General features: G+C 41.4%; 17 protein-coding genes and 1 tRNA gene. 5 read left to right on the top strand and 13 right to left on the bottom strand.

What is annotated here, in order from left to right; genetic code table 11:
* Nucleotides 1-3 precede the first annotated feature (3 nt).
* The gene (nadC, locus tag QMN06_RS08800; protein ID WP_281969749.1) at nt 4-873 is read right to left on the bottom strand and encodes a carboxylating nicotinate-nucleotide diphosphorylase; all 870 of its coding nucleotides are present in this window, start codon (nt 871-873) and stop codon (nt 4-6) included.
* Between the two features lie 18 nt (nt 874-891).
* The gene (gene nadA / locus QMN06_RS08795; protein ID WP_281969748.1) at nt 892-1998 is read right to left on the bottom strand and encodes a quinolinate synthase NadA; all 1107 of its coding nucleotides are present in this window, start codon (nt 1996-1998) and stop codon (nt 892-894) included.
* A gap of 128 nt (nt 1999-2126) precedes the next feature.
* Between nadA and panD the strand changes: the two genes are divergently transcribed.
* Entirely contained in the window at nt 2127-2492 is a 366-nt protein-coding gene (gene panD / locus QMN06_RS08790; RefSeq protein ID WP_281969747.1) for an aspartate 1-decarboxylase, read from the top strand.
* Here panD and QMN06_RS08785 read toward each other — a convergent pair.
* The 4 genes from QMN06_RS08785 to QMN06_RS08770 form a co-directional block, all read right to left on the bottom strand.
* Nucleotides 2476-3864 (bottom strand): phosphomannomutase/phosphoglucomutase, encoded by a 1389-nt coding sequence (locus QMN06_RS08785; protein WP_281971758.1) that lies wholly within the window; start codon nt 3862-3864, stop codon nt 2476-2478. The genes panD and QMN06_RS08785 overlap by 17 nt on opposite strands.
* Before the next feature lie 12 nt (nt 3865-3876).
* Nucleotides 3877-5379 (bottom strand): glucose-6-phosphate isomerase, encoded by a 1503-nt coding sequence (pgi, locus tag QMN06_RS08780; protein ID WP_281969746.1) that lies wholly within the window; start codon nt 5377-5379, stop codon nt 3877-3879.
* Nucleotides 5380-5470: 91 nt separating this feature from the next.
* Entirely contained in the window at nt 5471-6424 is a 954-nt protein-coding gene (locus tag QMN06_RS08775) for a tripartite tricarboxylate transporter substrate binding protein (RefSeq protein ID WP_281969745.1), read from the bottom strand.
* A gap of 9 nt (nt 6425-6433) precedes the next feature.
* A complete protein-coding gene (locus tag QMN06_RS08770; RefSeq protein WP_281969744.1) occupies nt 6434-7105 on the bottom strand; it encodes a DUF4286 family protein in 672 nt (223 codons plus the stop codon).
* A 92-nt stretch (nt 7106-7197) separates the two neighbouring features.
* Here QMN06_RS08770 and QMN06_RS08765 point away from each other — a divergent pair, with 92 nt between their 5' ends.
* The 4 genes from QMN06_RS08765 to QMN06_RS08750 all read left to right on the top strand — a co-directional run bounded on the left by QMN06_RS08765 (nt 7198) and on the right by QMN06_RS08750 (nt 10371).
* Nucleotides 7198-7770 (top strand): amino acid synthesis family protein, encoded by a 573-nt coding sequence (locus QMN06_RS08765; RefSeq protein ID WP_281969743.1) that lies wholly within the window; start codon nt 7198-7200, stop codon nt 7768-7770.
* Between the two features lie 17 nt (nt 7771-7787).
* On the top strand, nt 7788-8984 hold the full coding sequence (locus QMN06_RS08760) for an amidohydrolase family protein (RefSeq protein WP_281969742.1): 1197 nt from the start codon (nt 7788-7790) through the stop codon (nt 8982-8984).
* Nucleotides 8984-10195, top strand: a complete 1212-nt coding sequence (locus QMN06_RS08755) for an NAD(P)/FAD-dependent oxidoreductase (RefSeq protein ID WP_281969741.1) — start codon at nt 8984-8986, stop codon at nt 10193-10195. Before QMN06_RS08760 ends, QMN06_RS08755 begins: the two co-directional genes overlap by 1 nt.
* 86 nt (nt 10196-10281) lie before the next feature.
* Nucleotides 10282-10371 (top strand) — tRNA-Ser (locus tag QMN06_RS08750).
* Between the two features lie 122 nt (nt 10372-10493).
* On the opposite strand, the gene QMN06_RS08745 is transcribed toward QMN06_RS08750, so the two are convergent.
* The 7 genes from QMN06_RS08745 to QMN06_RS08715 all read right to left on the bottom strand — a co-directional run bounded on the left by QMN06_RS08745 (nt 10494) and on the right by QMN06_RS08715 (nt 17270).
* A complete protein-coding gene (locus QMN06_RS08745; protein ID WP_281969740.1) occupies nt 10494-11549 on the bottom strand; it encodes a nucleotidyl transferase AbiEii/AbiGii toxin family protein in 1056 nt (351 codons plus the stop codon).
* 11 nt (nt 11550-11560) lie between these two features.
* A complete protein-coding gene (locus QMN06_RS08740) occupies nt 11561-12241 on the bottom strand; it encodes a DUF6088 family protein (protein ID WP_281969739.1) in 681 nt (226 codons plus the stop codon).
* A gap of 854 nt (nt 12242-13095) precedes the next feature.
* On the bottom strand, nt 13096-13227 hold the full coding sequence (locus tag QMN06_RS08735; RefSeq protein ID WP_348649147.1) for a type II toxin-antitoxin system HicA family toxin: 132 nt from the start codon (nt 13225-13227) through the stop codon (nt 13096-13098).
* A gap of 82 nt (nt 13228-13309) precedes the next feature.
* Nucleotides 13310-13513 carry a hypothetical protein gene (locus tag QMN06_RS08730; RefSeq protein ID WP_281969737.1) on the bottom strand — a complete coding sequence of 68 codons (204 nt, stop codon included), beginning with the start codon at nt 13511-13513 and terminating at the stop codon, nt 13310-13312.
* Between the two features lie 203 nt (nt 13514-13716).
* Nucleotides 13717-15189, bottom strand: a complete 1473-nt coding sequence (locus tag QMN06_RS08725; protein ID WP_281969736.1) for a flagellin — start codon at nt 15187-15189, stop codon at nt 13717-13719.
* A gap of 382 nt (nt 15190-15571) precedes the next feature.
* Nucleotides 15572-16339 carry an ABC transporter permease gene (locus QMN06_RS08720; protein ID WP_281969735.1) on the bottom strand — a complete coding sequence of 256 codons (768 nt, stop codon included), beginning with the start codon at nt 16337-16339 and terminating at the stop codon, nt 15572-15574.
* Nucleotides 16329-17270: an ABC transporter ATP-binding protein gene (locus tag QMN06_RS08715; protein WP_281969734.1), complete on the bottom strand. Its 942-nt coding sequence runs from the start codon at nt 17268-17270 to the stop codon at nt 16329-16331. Before QMN06_RS08715 ends, QMN06_RS08720 begins: the two co-directional genes overlap by 11 nt.
* Between the last annotated feature and the right edge of the window lie 38 nt (nt 17271-17308).

The following is a 17308-nucleotide window of genomic DNA, read 5'->3' as shown; positions in this document are numbered from 1 at the left end:
AGACTACATTCTTTCTGAAACACGCATTGAGTAATCAATTGCGATGACGTCTTTTGTGAGAGCCCCGATTGAAATGCGATCGACACCGGTCATAGCTATCTCGCGTAATTTGGTCATTTCGACACCGCCAGACACTTCGAGTTCTGCACGATTGTTGGTAATCTCAACGGCACGTTGCATATCCTCAATTGAAAAATCATCAATCAAAATATGTTCAGCTCCTGCCGCAAGAGCCTCCTCTAATTCAGCAATCGACTCTACTTCAATTTGGATCATCACACCCGAATTCAGTGCTTTGGCATTTTTTAAAGCGGCTTGGATACTACCTGCCGCAATGATGTGATTTTCTTTAATTAAAATGCCATCCCAAAGAGCCAAGCGATGATTCTTTCCACCACCAACTCGAACTGCATATTTTTGTGCTTGACGTAGTCCCGGAATTGTTTTGCGAGTTTCTAAGATTTTGCATCCTTTTGGGTTTACTTTTATATCTGCAATTGCTTCAACATAGACTTTAGTAGATGAAGCGGTCCACGATAAAGTTTGTAAAAAATTAAGGGCAGAGCGTTCTGCTGACAAAAGAGCTCGGGCATTACATATAATTTCGCAAACAGGAGTCATCGTTCGCATTGCTTCACCTTCTTCGTACATCCAAGTTACTTGTGCATCTGGGTCTAGAGATGTAATACAAAGTTCAAACCAAGCTTGGCCACACAGAATAGCGCCAACTTGTTTAATCAATACATGTGCTCGAACACGTTCATCCGCCTTCACTAATTGTGCAGTCCAATCCACTGTGCCGATATCTTCCATCAAAGCATCTTGTACATTACGGGCGAGAGCCTGCTTTAAAGATTCATTAAATTCAAACATATATTTCCTTTTTATAAATTATGCGGCACCAATATTCTTCACAAAGCCATGTTGTGCTTTAGCAAGAAGTTCGGGATTATTTTTCGTAAAATCAAGCATACGCTCAATACAACTTTGCGCTTTGGTGCGGATACCTTCTTCTACTTGAATTTCTCCAGTTTGATTTTCAAGGCATGAAAGAATATTACCCAGGCTATTCATTGCCATCCAAGGGCAATTCGCGCAGCTCTTGCAAGTAGCACTTTGACCAGCCGTTGGGGCTTCAATTAAGACTTTATTCGGTGCGAGTTGACGCATGCGGTGCAAAATACCTTGATCTGTGGCAACGATATATTCCTGTGCAGTTCCTTCAACCACCGCTTTAATCATGGCAGAGGTTGAGCCAACGACATCAGCCATTGCAACGACAGCCGCAGGCGACTCTGGATGAACCAAAATTTGAGCTTTTGGGTGGGACTTGCGGAGTGCTTCAAGCTCAACTGCTTTAAATTCATCATGGACGATACAAGCCCCGTCCCAAAGCACCATGTCAGCACCCGTTTGATCTTGAATGTAATGTCCTAGATGACGATCTGGAGCCCATAAAATCTTTTTACCTTGTTCATTTAATTGGTGCACGATGGCAAGAGCACAAGAGCTCGTTACCATCCAATCGGCACGAGCTTTAACAGCAGCACTAGTATTGGCATAAACCACTACGGTGCGATCAGGATGAGCATCACAAAATTGATTAAATGCCTCTGTTGGACAACCCAAATCAAGAGAGCATGTTGCATCTAAGTCAGGCATAAACACACGCTTTTGTGGAGAGAGAATCTTTGACGTCTCCCCCATAAAGCGCACGCCAGCAACAATGAGTTCTTGGGCAGAGTGGTCACGACCAAAGCGGGCCATTTCTAGAGAGTCAGCAACAAAGCCTCCAGTTTCCATGGCTAAGTCTTGAATATCACCATCCACGTAATAATGGGCAACGATGACAGCATTCCGTGCTTTTAATAAAGCGCGAATTTTAGCCTTGGTTTCTTCTTTTTCAGAAGCTGAGAGAATAACCGGAGTTTTAGCCCAAGCGCTGGCAATGCAGGTTGGACCATCAACCATAGGAAGTGAGAATTCGTAACTTTTCATTGGAGTGTTCATGATTTTGCTATTTAACGACATACAAAGATACATTATCGGAGAATTTATCATCATCGTGAAAAAATATGACAAATCAGAGCTTCTACCCTGTTAGAATGACGTGCGGAGGATGTGACATGCAACGAATGATGCTTTTAGCGAAGTTACACCGAGTGACGGTGACTGAAGCTGATTTAAATTATGAAGGTTCTTGTGGAATTGATGAGGACTTATTAGACGCAGCTGATATGCGGGAATTTGAGCAGATTGAGCTCTATAACATTAATAATGGGGAACGTTTTTCGACTTACATTATTAAAGCAAAAAGAGGTTCAGGCGCGATATCGTTGAATGGTGCTGCAGCCAGAAAAGCCCACGTAGGTGATCCATTAATCATCTGCACCTATGGCTTGATTGAAGAAAATGAACTCCATCATCACCAACCGAAGATTGTATTGGTGAATGAATGTAATCAAATTAAATCAATTAAAAAGGTAGTTTAGCCTCAGGCTTCACTTCTAAAATAGCGCTTTTGAATGCCATCTGAATCCGTTCGATGGCTTCTTGAGTATCTGCCTCAAAGCGCATCACAACTACCGGGGTGGTATTTGAGGGTCTTGCAAGGCCAAAACCATCTGCGTATTCCACCCTGATACCATCGATGGTATTGACAGACTCAGCACCGATAAAGTTCGCATTGGCTTTCATTTTCTCAAGAATCGTAAATGGTTCACCTTCTGCGCAAGCCATTTGGAGTTCCGGAGTACAAATGGCATTGGGTAAATTAAGTAAGGTTTGATTTGGGTCAAGCTCTTTGGATAAGATTTCGAGAAGTCGAGCAGCGGTATACAGACCATCATCAAAGCCATACCAACGGTCTTTAAAGAAGATATGCCCGCTCATCTCCCCAGCAAGAGGAGCGCCAGTCTCTTTGAGTTTAGCTTTGACTAAAGAATGTCCGGTTTTCCACATCAATGGTTCACCACCATGATCCTTAATCCAGGAACCAAGATTGCGCGTGCATTTCACATCGAAAATAATTTGCGAGCCAGGATTACGCGATAAAACATCTTTGGCATAGAGCATCATCTGACGATCAGGGAAAATGACAGACCCATCTTTAGTCACAACTCCAAGCCGATCGGCATCCCCATCAAAAGCAAGCCCAAGTTCATTGTTTGTACTTGCAAGATTTTTCATTAGATCTTGGAGATTTTCAAGGTGAGCGGGATCTGGATGATGATTCGGGAAATTACCATCAACTTCACAAAACATTTCTTCGACCTCACAGCCTAGAGCTCTAAATAATTTACCGGCAAATGCTCCACCGACTCCGTTACCACAATCAACAGTAATTTTCATTGGGCGAGCAAGATGAATATCGCTCGTGATGCGATCTAAATAAGTCGGAAATATATCGTATTCAGAGCGAGAGGCAGTTGCAAGAGGGGCAAAGTTTTTTGCTACGATACGTTCATATAAAGCTTTGATTTGATCACCATAAATAGCTTTACCGCCTAGGACCATTTTAAAACCGTTGTAATTGGGAGGGTTATGACTACCAGTAATCATGATGCCAGAATGCGCCTGTTGATCATGAATCGGTACATTAGTTGCAAAATACACCATCGGAGTCGCAACAACACCAAGATCAATTACATTGATACCGACGCTAAGAAGACCTTCGGTTAAGCCTTGCATAAGAGAAGGCCCTGATAGGCGACCATCACGACCAACAACAATTGTGTGCTCACCGATTTCTTTCATACAGGTACCAAAGGACTTGCCAATGAGAGTCGCGACTGAAGGATCTAAAGTTTGGTCAATAATTCCGCGAATATCGTACGCTTTAAAAATAGAAGTAGAAAGAGCAATTGTCATAAGTGGTTACTTAAAGTTGGGTTTTTTAAACCATTGAATGCGCTGCGCGGTAACAGGATGAAGGTTCGATACATCTGAATCTGAACGAAGTGCTTCTTCAATGGGTATAGCTAATTTTTTTCCAAGTTCTACGCCAGGCTGGTCAAAAGAATTGAGACCATAGAGAACACCTAAACAGAAAGTACGATGCTCATATAGAGCCATTAAGGCACCTAAGTGGAAGGCGTCGAGGCGAGGTAAAACAATCAAATTATTAGGGCGTTTGCCGGGGTAGTAGTGGTTTAAGTTTGATGGATCGCCTTGTCCCATTGCAAACGCTTGAGATTGTGCAAGACAATTCGCCCAAAGTTGTTGATGGTGAGCTTGGTTTTGAAAAATATCGCTCATGGATTCATGAACAGCAATCAAGTCAACTGGAATAACTTCGGGACCTTGATGCAGCATTTGGAAAAAAGAATGTTGTGCATTCGTGCCAGGAATGCCGAAAATGACCGGCGCACTAAAAGGTACTGCCTGACCATCGACACCAGCGGTCTTGCCATTACTTTCCATTTCTAATTGTTGTAGCCAATGAGGAAATAAATTGAGAGATTGGGCGTAGGGAATAATGGCTTGAGACTTCACGTTGAGAGTTTTTTGCTGATGGTATAACGCAAGTGCTAAACGTAACGGTTGATTGGTGGCTTCAGGGCTTTGAAGGAAGTGTTGGTCCATGGCTTGAGCGCCAGCTAAAAAATCCTGAAAAGTATCAAAGCCAAATTTCAGTGCAATGGGTAAACCCACTGCTGACCATACAGAAAAGCGGCCGCCGACCCAATCCCAAAATGGAAAAATATGATCGTCTAAAACCCCGAATTGTTTTGCTAATTGAGGATTTGCTGTAATGGCATAAATCATCTTTGAGGCTTGAGCAGGTTTAATCCCTTGAGCGCTGAGCCATGCCATAACTGCTTTAGCATTGAGAAGAGTTTCAGCCGTTGTAAAGGCTTTAGAGACAATAATAATGCGCGTACTTTTAGCTTTTGTTTTTTCTAGAATAGAAGCCAAATCGGAGCTATCCACATTCGATAAAAAATGAACCCTAATATGATTTTTTTCTGATGAGCGTGGGTTTTTGAGTGCATCGCAAACTAAGCGCGGCCCAAAATCAGAGCCACCAATACCAATATGAATAATATCTGTAACACCAACAAACTTATTGCAACTGCGATCGATCTGACGCCAAACTTCTTCAATCATTGGCATGACATCAGCATCATCTACAAGCACTGGTTTTTTAGAAAGATTACGAAGGGCAGTGTGGAGTGCGGGGCGATTTTCACTCAGGTTAATTTTTTTACCCGTGAAAAGATCGTCTCTTCTTTGAACGATAGATTTGTCTTTAGCTAATTGAAATAAGTTTTCCCATTGAGTATCGGTGATTTGGGAAAAGTTGGTATCTAGAAAGAGGGGTGAATCCATATAGTTAGAAGGAAGCAAATCAGATCTTAATCGTTTCATTTTAACCATCAATTACTTCACTTCATGAAAATGTCGAAAAATTGTCATTTTCGCTTACATCGCAATACAAACTTCCCCACAAAAACCTCAAACATATCGCTTAATTGACCGTGGCCCCCGTCATTTTGACAGCATCAGACCATTTGATGAGATCTTGCTTGAGCACTTGATTAAATTCTTCGGGGGTGTTGCAGATGACTTCAACGCCAATATTTTGCATACGAGAGTTGAAGTCACTAGTTTGTCCAATGACCTTGAGGGCTTTGACCATTTTCTCAATGATATCAGGGGGTGTGCCTGCAGGAGCAGCTAAGCCATTCCAAGTCGATGTATGAAACCCTGGATATCCAGATTCTGCGATCGTTGGTACTTGCGGGAAGAGAGCACTTCTTTTTAAGCCTGAGGTGGCCAATACCTTGACTTTTCCAGACTTGAAAGGTTGGCTGGCTTCTGCTAAATTTGCAAAATACATGGGCACCTGTTCACCCATCACATCAGCAATTGCAGGAGCCCCTCCTTTGTATGGAACATGAACCATTTTTAATTTTGCACGGTAGTTAAACAGCTCAGTTGTTAAGTGACTTAAGGTTCCGCTACCAGCAGAAGCATAGGGAACATCATTTGGTTTATAGCCCACATACGTAACAAATTCTTTCAGATTTTTGGCAGGAAAATTATTTGCTACGGTCAGTGCAAACTCGTTACTCGCGATAATAGAGATTAGGCTAAAGTCCTTTACCGGATCATAAGCTGTTTTAGTCATGGCTGGAAGAACAGCCATTTGAGGCAAAACTGCCAACAACAAGGTGTAACCATCTGCAGGAGCTTTAGCGACAAAGTTGGCTGCAATCGCGCCATTGGCCCCTGGTTTATTTTCCACAACAAATGGTTGTCCAAAAGCTTTTGTCAGTTCATCTGCGGTAATTCTGGCGATGGAGTCAGTGTTACCACCTGCAGAAAATGGCACGATAATTTTAACTGGATGATTAGGCCAGGACTGTCCAAAACTAAGACCCTGAAAACACAACAAAAAAAGAAAAAAGAGGGCGCGCATAGAGGTTCCTTAAGGCTTTGAAAATTGACGTGGACGATGATTTTTAAATACTAAGTAGTGGCCTTTGAACCATGGCTTTACTGTGAGCTGATCACGCCAAGGTGTTGTTCTCGCTTTAGCACGAGCAGGGGATTCAAGAGCTAGAGGTGTTTTTAAATAATGAATAGCAAGGCGATTGAAAGGCTGAGGATCACCATCAACGATTTCGAAGCGACGCGTACCAAGCCAATCAGAGCACTCTAAAAGAATAGGTACATGATCCTTTGAATACCAAGCATCAAATTCAGCGAGATCTTCTTGTGGAACTGTAAAAAATACAGCATACAGATACTCTGCCTGAGATAGAGGATTGCCTACACCTTCTTGCCACTGTTCACCAAGCGTATTGCCAATATAGCGGGTAAAACCACTGACAGAGCTGAGCATCATTTTAGTTAAGTCACTGGGTTGATTCTTAACAACCAAGTATTCTGGTGATTGTAAGTTTTCACGAGCAGTCATCTCATAGACAGCTAAATAATTACGCTGATCATCCTCAGCTAAATAGCGTTGCGCAGATATAAATCCAGGAACTGCCATCCGTAATGGAATATGTTCATTCTCATACCAGGTATTGAACTGATTCTCTAATGATAAAGGTGGGGACATTTCTGAAAAAAGTATTGTGTGACCAAAACTCATAACTACCTTCCAAATAAATTTATATTTTTGACTTACAATGATTTATCAATTTTATACGTAAAAATTTGAAAAAAACAAGAAAGAGACCCAAAATGGAATTAACAATTCGTAAATGGTTGACCCATATTGAAGAAAATATTGATGCGAAAAATCCCTCAGAGCCTTTAATTAAATGTGCAGTGATTGCGATTCTGAAAAATCCTTATGCTGGTAAATACCAAGAAGACCTCTCTGAATTGATACATGCGAGCACTGCTTTGGGGCAAGAAATCGGTGCGAGAATTTGTAAAGCGATGGGCGACCACCCGATTCAGAGTTACGGTAAAGCAGGCATCGTAGGTGTAGAAGGCGAACAAGAAATAGTCAATGCATTACTTACTACCACCTTTGCAAATCCGATTCGCGATGCGATTGGTGGCGGCAAGGCTTGGATCTCCTCATTTACTAAAGTTGGTGGTCCATGCACCATGATTGATGTACCACTCGCGCATAAAGATGCTCTGTATGTCAGGTCTCATTACGACGGTATGTCGATCACCTTACATGATGGTCCGATGCCTGATGAAGTTGCGATTATATTTTGTGTCGCAAGTCGCGGCCGAATCAACGCTCGAGTAGGTGGGTTAGCGGTTGATAAAATTCAAGGACAAGACGGTTTAGTTTAGATAAGAGAAAGACTCTCATGAAAACAGCAATCATTAATTTAAAAAAAATCATCTCAGGTGATTGGCGCGATCCCATAGTTGAAGGTGACGCCATTTTTATGGCCGATGGCAAGATTATTTCTGTAGGTCAAGTATCAGATAAAGACATCCAAAATGCAGACGTGGTGATTGATGCAGATGGCGCAACAGCGATACCGGGACTCATTGACTCACAAGTACACAACACCTTTGGAGATTACACACCAAGACAAAAAACCGTTGGATTTTTAGAAAGCTATGTACACGGTGGAACTACTACCTGTATCAGTGCCTCGGAAGTGCATGTGCCAGGTCGACCAAAAGATCCTGAAGGTGTTAAAGCTCTTGCCTTAGCCGCAAAGCGTTGTTTTGATGATTACCGACCTGGTGGGATGAAAGTGTTTGCAGGATCCATCATTCTTGAGCCTGGGCTTTCGGAAGCAGATTTTCAGGAGATGGCAAAGAAAGGGATTTGGTTAGCCAAAGCAGGATTTGGCGCAGTTAAATCACCTTACGATTATGCCCCGATGGTGGGATGGGCCAAAGCAGCAGGTATGATCACGACAGTACATACTGGTGGTTCTTCCATACCTGGTTCTTCAGGTATTTGGGTAGATCACTTATTGAAAATGCAACCCCATGTTTCATTTCATGTGAATGGTGGGCCTGTAGCGATGCCTGATGCGGATTTTCCTAGGATTGTGAATGAAAGCAAGATTGCTTTACAAATTTGCACAGCAGGTAACTTAAGAACCGCGTTACTCATTGCAAAATTAGCGATGGAAGCAGATCAATTTGATCGCTTTTTAATTGCGACTGACACACCAACAGGTAGTGGAATTATGCCTTTAGGTATGCTCTACACCATTACCCATTTATGTAGCCTCATGAATATGTCTGTTGAGTCAGCGATTGCTGCCGCTACCGGAAATAATGCCACTGTATATGGTATTGATAGTGGTTTTTTAAAGCCGGGTAAAGAAGCTGATGTTGTCATACTTGATGCTTGCGTAGGTGGTTCAAAAGATAATGCGACGGATGCGATTCGTAATGGTGATATTCCAGCTGTGGCAGCGGTCATTACTGCAGGTATCCCTCGATTTGTCGGCAAAAGCAGAAATACTCCAGCCCCGATGAAGAGTGTGAGAGTTGTGCAAAATAAAGTACCACAAGATTTCACAGGAAGTGCGCACTGATGAAGCAATTTCATGTCGTGGTTGTTGGTGCAGGTCCAGTAGGCGTTGTTGCAGCTATAGCTGCTGCGCAAAAAGGATTTAAAGTTACGCTATTAGAGTCTGCGAAAGAGGTTGATCATAATCCTCGAGCGGCAACAACTCATCCATCAACTTTGGAGTTCATTAATCAAGTTGGTTTGATTGATGAATTTATAGAGCAAGGCTTGGTTGCAAGATATTTTCAGTTTTGGGATCGTGATACCAAATCTAGAGTTGCACAATTTGACCATGATTTACTCAAGGATGAGACCAAGTTTCCGTTTGTTGTACAAACTGAGCAGCATAAACTTGTACTAATGGGTCTCAAACGTTTAGCAACATTCCCAGATGTAAGCTATCAATTTGGTATTACAGTGACTAATCTTCAGCAAGGTCCTGATCAGGTCACCCTCACGACCGAGCAAGATGGCGTGATGGGGCAAATTACAGCGGATTATGTAATTGGATCAGATGGTGGGAAAAGTACCATTCGAAAATTACTTAATATTGAATTTGAAGGATATACCTGGCCAGAGAGATTTATCGTCTTAACCTCGATTCATGACTTTGAAAAATCCATGGGTTGTTGCTATCGTAATTATTTTGCGGGCTCGAGTGAGTGGGCGAATTTATTTAAAGTCACTGGCGATGATTACAAAGGTAGATGGCGCGCTGTTTTTCCGGCGAGGACCGATGAGTCTGACGAAGAGGCATTGAGTGATGCCTCAGCGCAAAAAAGAATTGTTGAGCTTGAAGAGGCATGTTCATTAGAGTCGATTGTTCATCGCAATATTTATAACGTCCACCAACGAGTTGCACAAAAATTTAGAGTAGGCCGTGTCATGCTTGCTGGAGATTCATCGCACTTGAATAATCCTATTGGCGGACTTGGACTTAATTGCGGCATTCATGATGCGATGGAGTTAGTCTCAAGCTTAGAAGACATACGAAACGGTGCTGATGATACGCGACTTGATCTCTATGAAAAGCGTAGAAAGACTTTAAACGTCCAATTTATTCAAGAACAAACCATTGCTAATAAGAAACGCTTAGAAGAGAAAGATCCTTTGGCTCGTCAACAACGCCTAGATGAATTAAGAAAAATAGAAGCAGATAATCAACTACAAAAGCAGTTTTTAATGAAGTCATCCCTGTTATTAAGCGTGATTAATGAAAAAAACATCACTCTTTAACTCTAAAATTGGCTAAAAGTTGAATTCAAAGCTATAATCTACCTCTTGAGTAAAAATCTTGAAGTTTGGTTTTTACCTTCAATATAGGAAGCTTGGCAGAGCGGTTGAATGCAACAGTCTTGAAAACTGTCGAGGGTTAACGCCCTCCGTGAGTTCGAATCTCACAGCTTCCGCCAAGTCAATGGGTTTTAAAGGCTCTTTACCTTAGTCGGGGAATGGGCATTTATCAAATACGATTCATTACTCCACACCAACTTCCCAAAGCCAAGACTCTATGGTGAAGAGCCACAATTCAGGATTAGCCCTGAAGTTGTTTTGACGCAGATTGAATTGTTTCTAGGATTTCGTCAAACGTAGGGGTTGCGCCAAAAATCATCGTCGACATTTGTTCGTAATCTCTACGAAGAGCTGGAATCATTGCATCGCTAGGGTAGATTAAGAAATTACCTTCTACTGCAGAATTTTGTTGTGAGTCTTTATCAAAAAAGAAGATGGATGCATGCAGGGCGCATTCCTTACCAAGACTTGTATTTTTGATTGCATTTTGACCAGCCGCATTATTCAAAAGCATGTGAAGGTCATAGTAATGGCGAGAAATACGATTGCCATTATTTCTTAAGCTGCCTCGTGCATCAAACCAGGCTCGCAAACCATGAGCGATGACTGCCTTATCCCAAAAGGTTCTCTCTGGCGCTATGCAATTTACATTAGGTACATTCAAGTCACCACCGATAAATTCTTGGGCAACGTAGGGATTGATTGTGATGAGTCTGCTAGGATCTAGCGCTGATTTGGCACCAGCCTCAATCTTGACCTTGGATTCGATATAGCCATCCTTGCCTGAAGCTTCAAGTGAGGGATATTCAACCAGTAAAGTCTGTTGATCTTTATCGGTGGTATCAATGACAACCTTAAGTGCAGGGATCGAGATGCCTGCATTGTTTAATTCATTCTGAATTTGTAAAATAAGACGATCTTTAAGATCGCCCAGGATATAAGCTGAACAAGCCGCCTTAACGGCATCCAAGTACTCCTTGCGCTTATTTCTACCCCAGCTTTGTATTGTTGCAATATCCGTTGAATGACCGATATCTTCTCGATATACAGTGATATCAATATCTTCAGAAAAGCGCGAGACTAGATCATAGGCTTTGGACAGTGAAGTACCACCCTTAAATAAGAGGCGCGGCTCAACTTCTAGTTTGTCATTAAATAGTAAATCCAAAACAAAACAAACCCAAAAGTCTTTTTCAACATTGCGTAATGGTGTGCCTAAACGAACGGAAGTTTCTAAAAAGAGGTTGCGCCTATCGTTTTCGCTAGCTTTAAGAACCTTGAGAAAATTGTTATTCATTTGACCTCAGTTTAATGATAGAGTGAAATTTGGGGCAAATCACTAGAAAGACCCTTAAGTAAAGAGTGCATCCAGGTTGGCAAGTGCGATAGATCCTTTTTGAGGTCTTGCGCAATACTTGCCCCAGCCTTGGGGTCGTTAAGGATTCTTGTTAAAGCGGCTTTAATGTCAGCTTGGGCGGAAGGATCTTTTTGCTTGAGCCCATCTTTGAGCCAGTGAAGTGCTTGAACGACACGCATAGCAGGGCGATCTGCCCAGATTAATTTACTAGGTGACGCCAACTTAAATTGAATGGTGAGGTTTCCAATTTGAACGGGCTTGATGCGTGCATCGGTATGTACGATAACCTTGCCCGGAACCGCATTGGTTAGTCCTAAGTCATTAGCGGCAGTCATGCCATCAATGAGCATGCGCGCGCTATCGCGTCTAGCAATAGCCCAGATCACATTCTGATAGTTGGGCTGAGATATTTTGCCGGTTAATGGATTCACTCGTGGACGATCGTATAGGCCGTGATTGATGCGACGTAAGTCGCCCTTATTAGTTAGGCGCTGGAGGGTTTTATCTACTGCGCTACGGTTGCCTAGGTCGAGAAAATCTTTCGCCGTCCAAACCTTATTGGCTGGGCTACGGCTAATGCGCCGAGCAATTAGCATATTGAGAGGCATTTTTGTCTTGATTAGTGCTTTCATAGTCCTTAAATTATATACAAATATCGGACAAATGCAACACTATTTTATAGTTTAAAGCCTATATAAAACAATGATTTAATAGATCATTTGAATACCAATACTATTAATAAAATCAAGGTTGCCTCGTAGGGGTGGCGAAGCTTGCCGTGATGCGCGATGACAAAACGTTACTTTTTCGATGGTTAAGAAGATAGAAGGGAGGTTCAAAAAACTAGAGGTGTAGCGAATCTGGGGGCTTACTATAAACTTGATAAAACACAACGTGTCAGCTTAAGGCAATCTATTCTCAAGAGGTATTTCAGTCGATAAATACCCTGACTTGTTTAGTGATCTATTCAGTGGGCTTATAAGTTCATAAAGTTGATTTTTTATCATGAATTTATCATGTGCCCTGTGAGAGCTATTTAAAATAAACTGATTTGGTTCTCACAGCTTCCGCCAGTCTATTAAATTTAATAATTATTGCAAGCAAATTTATATCCGAAACTATCCAAAGAACTACCCAAAATAAAAGTGCTTATTTTCTTATGCTTGATCTCAAGGTTGAATAGCTAGATCGAATATCCACCCCCCTTGTTGTTTTGGAATACCTCGACCCCGCCGTACCCCCACCCCCAAAATTTGGTTTGATGGTACCTAGATTCACCATACTCACTAATCTGCTCAAACGATTATAGAGTTTTTAACGGCCTTCTAAGCCATAGGTCGCACGTTCGAATCGTGCTGGGAAGGCCAAAACTGTAAAGTATGTGTCCGGTATAAAGTGTAAAGTATGTCTCAGGTCATACATAAAGTATGTGTCCGGTACGAAGCGTAAAGTATGTCTTAGGTCATACACCTAGCACGATGACTGCCTAGTTTAAAAGTGCCTTTTGAAAATCTTCTGCTGATACTTCAGCTTGGCGCAGTAAGCCGTTGACTGTGCCAACTTTGACTTCTTTGTGGTTAGGAACAACACAACCTTTTCCACCACGTTTCATCATAATATGGCTTCCAGATTATCTTGCTACTTGAAAGCCTAATTTTTCTAAGGCGCGAACGATGTCTTTACCAGAGAGACCTGGAAATTTAGGCATGAGCTACGTCAAAAGTTGTTACTAATGGATGAACATTGAACGTCATTGGAAACTCCTCTAAATAAAGAGAGGTCGCCTCTTTTAAATTTGCAATTGCCTCATCAATAGTTTCACCTTGAGTAGTTGTACCAGTTTCAGGATTTAAGGCAACATATCCCCCTTCTTCAGCTGGACTTAATATAGCGGTTAATAACATGAGATACTCCTTGTCTTAATGCAATTATTATGCGCTCAAAGATTAAATTGAGCAAATGATAGCCTTTTTGTTAATGGGTAATTAAATATCCTACGGCCTAAGAAGCCCAAGTTCGCACGTTCAAATCGTGCTGGGCAGGCCAAAACTGTAAAGTATGTATCCGGCACGAGGTGTAAAGTATGTCTCAGGTCATACAACTAAAATTACTGAAGTAAAGATAAAACCGTAGAAGGAATTTGGTTTGCTTGGGCAAGCATCGCAGTGCCAGCTTGTTGCAAAATTTGATTCTTGGATAATTTTGCAGTTTCTGCAGCAAAGTCAGCGTCAACAATACGACTTTTTGCGGCTGTTTGACTTTGTGAAAAAGCTGACAAGTTACTGATCACCGCTGAGAACCTATTTTGTAAAGCACCGTGAACTGCACTTGCTGTATTAACTTCTGTTAAAGCGTTGTCTATTGCGGTGATTGCATTTTGTGCATTTGTTTGGCCCGTAGACGAAGTTTGTGCGGAAGCTAGAGCTGTAACTGTTGTAGCTTTGGTGGCGGCTTGAAATCCAAATTCTTGGGAAGTGGTAGAGGACTGTGTAAGCAATGAAATAGCAGTTTGTAAGCGATTTGCAAAATTACTGACCTTCATGTTTCCAGCTTTTGCAGTGTTATAGGCTGTTGTAATTGCGTTATTAATTGCAGTTGCATCCGTTCCGTTATATGCATAAGTGGAGACATAATTTTTACTGTTAGTTAGAACACTGTCTAAAGTTGCACCAGTTGCAGTACCAAAAGCCCCGACTTGGGCGATGTTCGTGCTGGTCATAGCAGTTGAGGACCCAAATAATTGAGGAAAAGTAACTTGAGGCCCATAAGTTATTGTTGTTGTCACGCTAAAAGCTAATTGAAGTTTGCTAACAAAATTTGCGAGGGTAATACCTGTTGCTTGAGCGGAAGATGTCGCAGAGGCAAAGTTGGAAACCAATTCATTTTCAGCAGCAAATGAAATTTTTTGACTACTATTAATTGCGTCAATCATCGTATTAGCAACATAACTAATTTGATCATTTAATCCCGTTGTAATAGAGGCACTTGCAAATGAACTTGCGTTAGTTAGAGCATTCGTAAGGTCGGTTAAAGCTGAACTGTTATTTCTATCAGTAAGGGTCAACGTTCCCAAAGACATAGTGTTGGATAAAGTAGTTCCTTGTAAATTGACCGTATCATTTGAAGTATTGTTTGCCCCAATCTGAAATACGGTGTCCGTTGAATTAAAGACACTTAAACCATTAAAAGTCGTACTACTCTGTATCCTTGCAACTTCCGTCTGTAACTGAGAAAACTCTTGGTTTAGTAAAGAAGTATCTGAAGAGGAATTAGAGCCGTTGGCGGCTTGAACAGCAAGCTCTCTCATACGTTGTAAGTTATTTGAAATCTGTGATAATGCTCCACTTGAAGTTTGTGAAAAAGAAATTGCATCGTTAGCATTGCGTGTTGCAACAGCCATCCCTCGGACTTGTGCGTCCATCCGGTTTGCAATCGCGAACCCAGAAGCATCATCAGCTGCAGTATTGACACGCAGGCCTGAAGACAAACGCTGAATTGTCGTTTGTAAAGCATCACCCACCTTAGACAGATTGCTCTGTGCCAAGGATGATGTTATGTTGGTATTGATAACCAAAGTCATGCAACTACTTTCCAGAAGTGAACTTAAATATTAAGATTTTTTCCTTAGTAGTTCGTTTCTAGAATAACAAATAAAGGGCATAAAATAATGCCAATAATTTCATAACGACCAAAATAAATATAACTTGAGTAAAAATTATTAAAACAACTAAATATTTGTTATCAAGTCCATATCCTCCGTTACATTAAACTATAAGAGGCCAGTTTGTAGAGTCTCATGCTTGTTGAACCACCTGCAGACACCACGAGCCAACCATTTATAGCCTATAGGTATCAATTTAAATAATTATTTGATACCTATAGATATCAAAATTATGTAAGAAAGTGGGATTTAGCTTTAATAGCAACGTTTTTACGTCAAGAGCACCCCAATGGGGCGGACATTACTTTTTCAGACGATATCCAGTTTTAAAAATCCAAACAACCACTGCAACAGATATTGCCAAGAAAGCCATCGTCATTCCTAGACTTACCCAAATTTCAACATCCTGGATGCCATAAAAACTCCAACGAAAGCCACTAACGAGATAAACCACTGGATTGAGTAGAGCAATCTTTTGCCAGAAGGGGGGCAATACAGAGATTGAATAAAAACTACCACCTAAGAAAGTTAGGGGTGTGATGATGAGTAAGGGCACTACTTGAAGTTTTTCAAACCCGTCAGCCCATATACCGATAATAAAACCGATCATGCTAAACGTTATGGAAGTGACCACTAAATAAAATAACATCCAAAACGGATGATCGATTTGTAGCGGTACAAAAAAAGTAGCAGTCAATAGAATGATGAGTCCCAGAACAATCGATTTACTTGCTGCAGCACCAACATAGCCAAGCACAATCTCTAATGGAGATATCGGAGCGGAAAGCAGTTCATAAATAGTCCCACTAAATTTAGGAAAGTAAATGCCAAAAGAGGCATTTGAAATGCTTTGTGTCAGAAGCGAAAGCATAATGAGGCCCGGTACGATGAATGCGCCGTAAGAAATGCCTTCCATTTCAGTAATGCGAGAGCCGATCGCTGAACCAAAAACAATAAAATACAAAGATGTAGAGATAACAGGCGCAATCACACTTTGCATTAAAGTGCGACGCGTTCTAGCCATTTCAAATTGATAAATGGCGCGGATACCATAGTAATTAAGCTTCATTGGTGCTTACCTCTGCATTTACTAGGTTGACAAATATGTCTTCTAAAGAACTTTGCTTGGTATATAAGTCTTTAAAGATAATGCCCTGGTTAGATATTTTTTGTAATAGTTGTGCAATATCAATATCCCCATCTTTTGCATCGAAGTGATAGGTGAGCTCGCATTTGTCGTCTGAAAGAACTAAGCCAGGCACATCCAATTCTTGAGGGAGACTCTCCAGTGGATGTTGCAGCTGCAGCGTTAATTCTTTTTTACCTAATTTTTTCATTAAGGCTAATTTGTCGTCGACCATAATGAGCTCACCGCTACGAATGATGCCAATACGATCTGCCATCTCCTCAGCCTCTTCAATGTAGTGGGTTGTGAGAATCACCGTAGTACCATTGTTTTTGAGAATTTTGACTAGGTTCCACATATCTTTTCTGAGACTGACATCAACCCCTGCTGTGGGTTCATCAAGAAATAGAATCTTGGGTTCATGCGAGAGGGCTTTAGCAATCATGACTCTGCGTTTCATGCCACCTGAGAGCGTCATGATTTTGTTATTACGCTTATCCCACAACGAGAGGTCTTTCAGGATTTTTTCAATTAAATCAGGATCTGGAGCTTTTCCATAAAGACCCCGACTAAAAGTCACCGTGTTCCATACCGTTTCAAAAGAGTCGGTAGATAGTTCTTGTGGAACTAGACCAATGAGTTCCCTGGCTTCTCGGTAGTCCTTGATGATGTCATTACCATCCACCAAAATCTGACCGCTACTAGGATTTACAATGCCGCAAATAATGCTAATGAGAGTTGTTTTTCCTGCACCATTTTGTCCAAGCAGAGCAAATATCTCTCCTTTGGTTATCTCTAAATTAATACCTTTGAGGGCTTGAAAACCAGATTGATAGGTCTTATGAAGATTGGAAATAGAGAGGATAGTGTTCATCGTGTCAATGATATAGAAAATTCTATTATTTGCTAGAA

Origin of the sequence: Polynucleobacter sp. SHI8 (assembly GCF_027944005.1) — a bacterium.
Taxonomy (GTDB): Bacteria; Pseudomonadota; Gammaproteobacteria; order Burkholderiales; family Burkholderiaceae; genus Polynucleobacter.
This window is presented reverse-complemented; position numbering and strand designations above follow the sequence as displayed.

What these genes read in the sequence shown, in the direction of transcription:
- nadC (WP_281969749.1), bottom strand. Translation starts at nt 873, where the DNA reads ATGTTTGAATTTAATGAATCTTTAAAGCAGGCTCTCGCCCGTAATGTA.
- nadA (WP_281969748.1), bottom strand. Translation starts at nt 1,998, where the DNA reads ATGAAAAGTTACGAATTCTCACTTCCTATGGTTGATGGTCCAACCTGC.
- panD (WP_281969747.1), top strand. Translation starts at nt 2,127, where the DNA reads ATGCAACGAATGATGCTTTTAGCGAAGTTACACCGAGTGACGGTGACT.
- pgi (WP_281969746.1), bottom strand. Translation starts at nt 5,379, where the DNA reads ATGGTTAAAATGAAACGATTAAGATCTGATTTGCTTCCTTCTAACTAT.
- QMN06_RS08775 (WP_281969745.1), bottom strand. Translation starts at nt 6,424, where the DNA reads ATGCGCGCCCTCTTTTTTCTTTTTTTGTTGTGTTTTCAGGGTCTTAGT.
- QMN06_RS08770 (WP_281969744.1), bottom strand. Translation starts at nt 7,105, where the DNA reads ATGAGTTTTGGTCACACAATACTTTTTTCAGAAATGTCCCCACCTTTA.
- QMN06_RS08765 (WP_281969743.1), top strand. Translation starts at nt 7,198, where the DNA reads ATGGAATTAACAATTCGTAAATGGTTGACCCATATTGAAGAAAATATT.
- QMN06_RS08760 (WP_281969742.1), top strand. Translation starts at nt 7,788, where the DNA reads ATGAAAACAGCAATCATTAATTTAAAAAAAATCATCTCAGGTGATTGG.
- QMN06_RS08755 (WP_281969741.1), top strand. Translation starts at nt 8,984, where the DNA reads ATGAAGCAATTTCATGTCGTGGTTGTTGGTGCAGGTCCAGTAGGCGTT.
- QMN06_RS08745 (WP_281969740.1), bottom strand. Translation starts at nt 11,549, where the DNA reads ATGAATAACAATTTTCTCAAGGTTCTTAAAGCTAGCGAAAACGATAGG.
- QMN06_RS08740 (WP_281969739.1), bottom strand. Translation starts at nt 12,241, where the DNA reads ATGAAAGCACTAATCAAGACAAAAATGCCTCTCAATATGCTAATTGCT.
- QMN06_RS08730 (WP_281969737.1), bottom strand. Translation starts at nt 13,513, where the DNA reads ATGTTATTAACCGCTATATTAAGTCCAGCTGAAGAAGGGGGATATGTT.
- QMN06_RS08725 (WP_281969736.1), bottom strand. Translation starts at nt 15,189, where the DNA reads ATGACTTTGGTTATCAATACCAACATAACATCATCCTTGGCACAGAGC.
- QMN06_RS08720 (WP_281969735.1), bottom strand. Translation starts at nt 16,339, where the DNA reads ATGAAGCTTAATTACTATGGTATCCGCGCCATTTATCAATTTGAAATG.
- QMN06_RS08715 (WP_281969734.1), bottom strand. Translation starts at nt 17,270, where the DNA reads ATGAACACTATCCTCTCTATTTCCAATCTTCATAAGACCTATCAATCT.